At 66.0% G+C, this 6760-nt stretch carries 6 protein-coding genes; 2 read left to right on the top strand and 4 right to left on the bottom strand.

What is annotated here, in order from left to right:
- The first annotated feature begins 109 nt into the window (after positions 1-109).
- Positions 110-442 carry a hypothetical protein gene (locus tag NFV80_RS13460; RefSeq protein WP_295331231.1) on the top strand — a complete coding sequence of 111 codons (333 nt, stop codon included), beginning with the start codon at positions 110-112 and terminating at the stop codon, positions 440-442.
- Positions 443-690: 248 nt separating this feature from the next.
- Positions 691-915 carry a hypothetical protein gene (locus NFV80_RS13455; RefSeq protein WP_295331230.1) on the top strand — a complete coding sequence of 75 codons (225 nt, stop codon included), beginning with the start codon at positions 691-693 and terminating at the stop codon, positions 913-915.
- 79 nt (positions 916-994) lie between these two features.
- Here the strand turns inward: NFV80_RS13455 and NFV80_RS13450 are convergent, their stop codons facing one another.
- The 4 genes from NFV80_RS13450 to NFV80_RS13435 form a co-directional block, all read right to left on the bottom strand.
- Positions 995-1762 (bottom strand): MBL fold metallo-hydrolase, encoded by a 768-nt coding sequence (locus NFV80_RS13450; RefSeq protein WP_295331233.1) that lies wholly within the window; start codon positions 1760-1762, stop codon positions 995-997.
- A 463-nt stretch (positions 1763-2225) separates the two neighbouring features.
- Positions 2226-3290, bottom strand: coding sequence for a sodium:calcium antiporter (locus NFV80_RS13445; RefSeq protein ID WP_295331227.1), 1065 nt, complete (start codon positions 3288-3290; stop codon positions 2226-2228).
- 499 nt (positions 3291-3789) lie between these two features.
- Positions 3790-6090, bottom strand: coding sequence for a carbamoyltransferase HypF (gene hypF, locus NFV80_RS13440; RefSeq protein WP_295331224.1), 2301 nt, complete (start codon positions 6088-6090; stop codon positions 3790-3792).
- A 1-nt stretch (position 6091) separates the two neighbouring features.
- Complete coding sequence (locus tag NFV80_RS13435) at positions 6092-6376, bottom strand: hypothetical protein (protein WP_296758983.1); 285 nt, start codon at positions 6374-6376, stop codon at positions 6092-6094.
- Positions 6377-6760 lie beyond the last annotated feature (384 nt).

Here is a 6760-nt window from a genome sequence, read left to right as displayed (position 1 = left end):
TTCGTGGAAATGCGCACAGACTTTCCTGCGGCAATCGCTAGAGTCTGCACCGTGTCCTGCATTCCCCGGGCCCTTGTGCCCGATCGATCAGAGGAGGTCTGTTTCCATCATGAGCTGCCCAAGATGCCATTCGCCAGATGTCCGCCGCTCGCGGCGAAGCGGCCCCAGGGAAGGAATTGCCCTACGGCTCAAACACCAGGCGCCTTACCGCTGCAACCGCTGCGGCGCGCGATTCATCGCCAGCGAAGAGGCCGGAGCCACCCCTCACCCACTGTCACTGGCCGACTATCTGGGGTTGCGCGGCAGGGCCCGACGCTTCTTCACCGACCGGATGATCGTTGGCAGCGTGGCCTCGTTGCTCTTTCTGCTGATGATCACCGTATTCTTCTCGATCGCTCTCGGCTGGGTCGACCCGCTGTTGTTTTTCGCCCGTCACGTCTGAGCGGCCCGGCTCACCAAGCGGGCCGCGGTTTCACTCGGACTGCCCGCGCTCCAATGGCGAGCGCTCTGAAGCGAAAGCTCGCGACAGAGCGAACCACAGGTGGCCGATCGGAATCCAGGTTTTTCCTATTTTGGGTCGCAAAGTCGATGATCGGTGATAGAATTCTCAGTTGGTCGACGTGTTCGCCGGTCAACCCTTTCAGCTTTTGGCTCGTTACAGTCATTCCATTGTCGATAAGGAACCTCATCATGAAGAACTCCCTCCTCGTTGCTGCGCTGATCGCTCTTGCTGTTACCGCTTGTGGCAAGAAGGAAGAAGCCAAGCCGGCTGCTGCTCCCGCCCCCGCTCCTGCCGCTGCCGCCCCGGCCCCGGCTCCTGCCGCCGCTCCTGCCGCCGCTCCGGCCGCCGAAGCCGCCAAGCCCGCCGAAGCTGCCAAGCCCGCCGAGCCCGCCAAGGAAGAGCCGAAGAAGTAATCGCGCACTTCAGGCAACAAGAAAGCCGGCCCATGCCGGCTTTTTTTTGTTGCCTCAGTGCCTCGTCACCGCGGCGGATTCAGATCAGTTGCCGCCAGTCGAATCCTCCGTCCTGATCGGCAACCCCGATCCAGTCCTCATCGCAGCCGAGCGCCGTGGCCAGAGCGGCGGCGGCGAGTCGGGGCCGGTTGTTCTCCTGACTCAGGTGCGCCGCCACCAGGTGCTGCAGGCGCCGCGTATCGACCTGCTGCAGCAGGGCCGCCGCCTGGCCGTTTTCCAGATGGCCGAAACGTCCGGCGATGCGCCGCTTGAGATGCGTTGGGTAGCGCGACGCCGCCAGCAGCCCCTGATCATGGTTGCACTCGAGCACCAGGGCATCGCAAAGTCCGAGAACATCGACGATATGCGGGGTGATCGAACCGCTGTCGGTGAGCACGCCAAGACGGTGCGCACCGTCGCTGAATGCATACTGGACGGGTTCGCGCGCGTCGTGCGGCACGGGAAACGGCTGCACTTCCAGGCAGCCGACGGCAAACGGCGCATGGCCATCGATCAGCCGGCACTCCGGCAGGCCGCTCCTGCCGCGTGCAGCCGCCGCGTGCGTGCCGTGCGTGAGATACACGGGAATTCGGTAACGGCCGGCCAGCGAAAAGACACCTGCGACGTGATCGCCATGCTCGTGCGTCACCAGGATCGCCGCCAGGTCTTCGGCACAGGTCCCGAGCCGGGCCAGGCGCGCCGTCGCCATGCGTGTGGAAAAGCCGCAGTCGACCAGCACCTTCGTCTCGCCAGCGTCGACCACCAGTGCGTTGCCCTGACTGCCGCTGCCCAGCGAAGCGAAACGAATCATTTCCAGCACTTTCCGAGAATTGCGAAAGCCTGGCGAAACCGGCGTTTCGCGGCGTCCCGCGGTAAGGTCAACGGTCCCGAACACGCCCGCCACGGGGAGGTGCTTCGCGGCGGCCATTCTACCCCACACTGCGCGCACAGCAAGCGACGGCGCAAGCGTGCAAGATCGTCGCAAGCGCAAAGGCATCCGCACCTGCTGGCGGCAATTGCCTGCCTTGGCGTGCTTCGCCAGGGACCGGTCGGCCGGCCTCGCAAGTGGCCAGGGCGCGCCTCGCGCCCTGCGTCCGCCGGGAAAGCAGCAGCACGCGCAAAGACCGTCAGCAGGTATTGCCGCGTTCCTTGCCCTGTTTCGCGCACTGGCGCGACCACCGAGGCTGCGAAGACGTCCCGGCGACGGGCAGCCTCCGTTCGCCGAATGACCCACGCCGTCCGGGTCGGATCCCCGCCTCGGCTTCCTTCGATCAGTTCGAGATCAGGACGAGTCCCCAGAGTCCCAAGCCGTAAGCGATGAACGCTGCCCACGAGTCTGCGCCGAGGCCCCAGTAGCGCCACCGCGGACGCAGAAGGATGCCTGCCACATAGATGGTGGTCATCACCAGCCCGATCATCCCGATCCAGGCGTTGGCGCGCCCTTCGTGCGTAAGGACCGGTTGCCAGGCAAGCAGGTCGGCAAGGACGAAAAGCACGAGTTGAAACGCGTTGCCGCCGAAAATGTCTCCGAAGACGAGTGTGTAGCTTCTCATCTGCACGCCGGTGATTGCCGTGCTGATCTCGGGCAGCGCCGACGCTAGCGCCAGTACCGTCGCGCCGAAGAGCACGCCGTTCATTCCGATCAGGTCGGCGAGGCGATCGCCGCTCTGTTCGAGCAGGACCCCAGCGATCAACGTGATAACGGACGCGAGGACAAAAATTGTCACCAGTCGCGTCGTGCTGGCAGCCGCCAGACCTTGATCGCTTCTCGGGTCAGTCGCCGCCAGTGGCGATTTCGTTGCGGCTGGATCCGCGCCGGCAGGAGCCGGTAGGTCGAGATCCTTCCGGTCGCGGCAGAGGGTGAGTATCCACATGCCTACCGCCCAGGTGATGGCAATGACGAGGCTGCCGACGCTGAGCGGCCCTACCGCTGCCGACTTCGGCAACAAGCCGGCCATCGCCGTGATCGCGACGACGCAGATGACGAGAATCCCTTCGAGTGCGGGAACCAGCGACGCGGCAGCCGTCGACAAGGGCAAGGGACCGCGAATGCAGCGATCGGCAATCACCAGGACCAGCGTCTGTACGGCGACACCCCCAATCAGGTTGCCGGCGGCAATGTCGAGATGGCCGCTGCTCGCCGCGCTGATCGTGATCGCCAGTTCGGGAAGCCCGCCCGTAACCGAGAGCAGGATCATGCCGCCAATCGTTTCTCCCAGACCGAAGCGGTCGTCGAGGACATCCGTGACCTTCGCCAGCCAGACGCCGGAAACCCAGGTGGCGACTGCGCCACCGGCAAAGATCAACAGCAGGGTGCCAATGCCGAAGTGCTGCATGTCGGTGCTCCAAATCGGGAATAGCGGAGTGTAGTGCAAAAGTCACGAGCGCAACCGACGAACGGCCCGTCTGCCGCAATCGCCGCGTTGCGGCAGACGGGTACCGGCAGTTCGCGAGGTAGTAGGCTCGCGCACCCTGCCGTGGCGACCGGGCTCGCGCGGCGTGCACTTCGGTCATGCCATGAGGTCGTCGATGCGGAGTTTCGGAAAGAAAGATCTTGTCACGCCAGAAAGACTTGTCCCGACAGGTCGCTGAACTCTGCGTGCGGATTCCCGCCCTGGTTTCGCCGGCGTTGCCGGCGCGGCAACTGCCGCTACTCGCACCCGACAGTATTGCGAAGTCCTGTCGCGAGGCGCCTGACAGCGCCTGCCAGCGCCTGTCAGGCCTGGTCGATGCCGACGTCAGGCATCTCGCCGCCCACCTCGAAGCCCCGGTCGAGCGCGCCCGGGAACAACATGGCCGCGCTCTGCGACGACTGTCTCGAATGCCGACGCCCGCCTATTGCCGCAGCAGATGCTGCAGGGCGACCCACGCCTGCCCGACGGCGAGGCCACCATCGTTGGGAGGCACCTGGCGCGCCTCGATGATGCGTATCCCCTGTGCGCCGAGGCGGGCGCGCAGCCCGCGCAACAGCACCTGATTGAGGAAACAGCCGCCGCTGGCAACCACCGCCTTCGCCTCGGGAGCCAGGGCGCGCACCCAATCGGCAATGGCGGCGACCAGCGTCGCATGGAACAGCGCGGCGCCGCGTTCGGTGTTCTTTTCATCGGCCAGAACCGCCAGCAGTGGCATCAGATCGAGCCGGCCCTGGTCGATCGTCCAACCCTGGTCGAGCGGCAGGATGTCGCCGTAACGCTGCGCCATGCCTTCGATCAGCATTGCCGCTTGCCCTTCGTAAGCCATCACCGCCCTGATTCCGAGCAAGCCGGCAGCGGCGTCGAACATTCGCCCCATGCTTGTCGTCGGTGGGCAATGAAGATTGCCCGCCAGCATCTGCGCGACTGCCCGTGCCGCCTGCTGCTCGCCGAAGCGCGCGGCGATCTCGCTTCCCCGACCGAGGCGGTACAGCGCTGCCGCCGCCATTCTCCAGGGTTCGTTGGCGGCGCGATCGCCACCGGGCAGGGCCAGCGGCACGAGATGGCCGAGGCGCTCGAAGCTGGCGCCATCGACGCGCAACAATTCACCGCCCCAGGCGGTACCGTCGCTGCCAAGACCGACCCCATCCAGCGACAGCGCCAGGCTGGGACCCTGCATTCCGTGTTCGGCGAGCACCGCCGCGGCGTGCGCGTGATGGTGCTGGACGCCGAGTTGCGGCAAACGGCGTTGCTGCGCGAAGTCCGCGGCAAACCGCGTCGAGTGGAAATCCGGATGCAGGTCATGGGCGACGATCGTCGGTTCGACGCCGAGCAGTTTCACCAGCTGAGCGACGGTCTCGTCGAGAAAATCGCATGCGGCCGCGTTGTCGAGGTCGCCAATGTGTTGCGAAACGAAGGCCTCATCGCCGCGCGTCACACAGATGGTGTTCTTGAACCAGCCACCGACCGCCAGGACGGCGGGACCCGAAACCGGCAGCTTGATTGCCCGAGGCGTGTAGCCACGCGCCCGGCGGATGAACTGCAGGCCGCCGGTGGTGATGCGCGCGACGCTGTCGTCACAGCGCGTGACGATGTCACGGTCGTGCATCAGGAAAGCATCGGCAATCCCGTACAGGCGCAGCAGCGCTTCGCTGTTGCCGACCACCAGCGGTTCGCCACCGGGATTGGCGCTGGTCATCACCAGGGCGAGATCCTGCGCTCGTTCCATCCAGCCGGTTCCCGCCGGACGCCGGGCCGCCTCGTGGAAGAGCAGAAACTGCACGGGCGTGTAGGGCAGCATGACGCCAAGCCACGCCAACCCGGGTGCGACACCGGGCAGCGCCTCGTCGCAGTTGCTGCGCTTGCGCAGCAGGATCGCCGGTCGTGTGGGCAACGCCAGCAGTCCGGGTTCACCGATCCCCATCTGCACCAGGTGAGCGGCCGAGGCGGCGTTGGCGAGCATGACGACGAAGGGCTTCTCGTCGCGCTGCTTGCGTTCGCGCAGCAATGCGACAGCAACCGCGCTGCGCGCATCGCAAGCCAGATGGAAGCCGCCGAGCCCCTTGATCGCGACGATCCTGCCTTCCCGCAGCATGCTCAGGGTGGTGGTGATCGGGTCGCCTGGCACGCGATGTCCCTCGGCGTCGAGAAGAAACAGTTGCGGTCCGCACTTCGCGCAGCAATTGGCCTCGGCGTGGAACCGCCGGTCTTCGGGACGCCGATACTCGCACTGGCAGCGGGGACACATGGCGAAAGCCTTGAGGCTGGTCCGCACCCGATCGTACGGCAGGCCGCGGCTGATCGTGTAGCGAGGTCCGCAATTGGTGCAATTGGTGAAGGCATAGCGCCAGCGAGGACTGCCCGGGTCGAACATCTCGCTCAGGCAGTCGCGGCAGACCGCGGTATCGTGTCCGATCATCGTAGCGGCGCGGCCGCTGCGGCTGTCGATGATCACGAAGCCATCATTGGCGTGCACCGGCGCCGTATCGCGGGCGACGACCGAACTGACCTTCGCCAACGGGGGCGCATCCTGCTCGATACGTTCGACGAGATTCATGACCTGCGCCGGCGCGCCGCTCACCTCGATCTCGACCCCGCGCGAATCGTTGCGCACCCAGCCCGCGAGACCAAGTTCCCTGGCCAGCCGCCAGACGAAGGGGCGAAAGCCGACGCCCTGAACGACGCCGCTGACGCGAATGTTCCGGCAGACGATCGGTTCGGACATTTCAGTATCCCGCCGCGGCAACGATCCGGGCCTCAGGCTCGGCGATGTGCGACATGCGCGACGGGGTCATTCTCGTTGCCGCCGGTTCGTGCGGCGGCTGGACGTGCCTCCCGGCGAGTCGGCGATGTACCCGCCTGCGCCCCATGACGCGGAGACAGGTCGGGACGGCGGAGGCCGCCGCCTGCGGTCCCAGGTCGCGGTCGGCACCCTTGGGATCGTCTGCGCCGGACAATATCCGGCCGGCGACGCGGGCTTCCGCGCTGCCACAAGCGCAAGTCGAACACATTTGCTGTCTCCTTATTATTCGACTTCCCGTTCCTTCACCTACATCGCGGCACCACTGGTCGCTCGAACCGGATGCCCCCCGCCGATGGGACAGGAGTCGTGCAATGCCGCCAGCGGCACTGTCATATTGCAATTAAAGCATAAACCCCGGCCCACCGCAGCCCCGGCGCGTGCCGCATCGTCGACGATCTGCTGCCGGTCCATGGCGAGCCGGATCGCATGCAGCGCTCCCGGCGGACCGGAGCACGAAGCCGCGCACCGCGCAGAGTTGCGCGTGATCGCGCATCGCGAGACATGGCGGTAGAGCCCAGCTCGCGACCGATCCTTGCCCCTCCCACGCCCATGTCGACTGGTGCACGCCCGGCGGCAGCGCAAAACTCCCCGA

The sequence above is a fragment of the Accumulibacter sp. genome (genome assembly GCF_023806565.1).
Lineage (GTDB): Bacteria > Pseudomonadota > Gammaproteobacteria > Burkholderiales > Rhodocyclaceae > Accumulibacter.
Note: the sequence above shows the minus strand (reverse complement) of the source record. Positions and strands in the feature narration are given on the sequence as shown.

Bases quoted from the DNA above. Each gene is read 5' to 3' on its own strand.
- NFV80_RS13460 (WP_295331231.1), top strand. From the start codon at position 110: ATGAGCTGCCCAAGATGCCATTCGCCAGATGTCCGCCGCTCGCGGCGA.
- NFV80_RS13455 (WP_295331230.1), top strand. From the start codon at position 691: ATGAAGAACTCCCTCCTCGTTGCTGCGCTGATCGCTCTTGCTGTTACC.
- NFV80_RS13445 (WP_295331227.1), bottom strand. From the start codon at position 3,290: ATGCAGCACTTCGGCATTGGCACCCTGCTGTTGATCTTTGCCGGTGGC.
- hypF (WP_295331224.1), bottom strand. From the start codon at position 6,090: ATGTCCGAACCGATCGTCTGCCGGAACATTCGCGTCAGCGGCGTCGTT.
- NFV80_RS13435 (WP_296758983.1), bottom strand. From the start codon at position 6,376: ATGTGTTCGACTTGCGCTTGTGGCAGCGCGGAAGCCCGCGTCGCCGGC.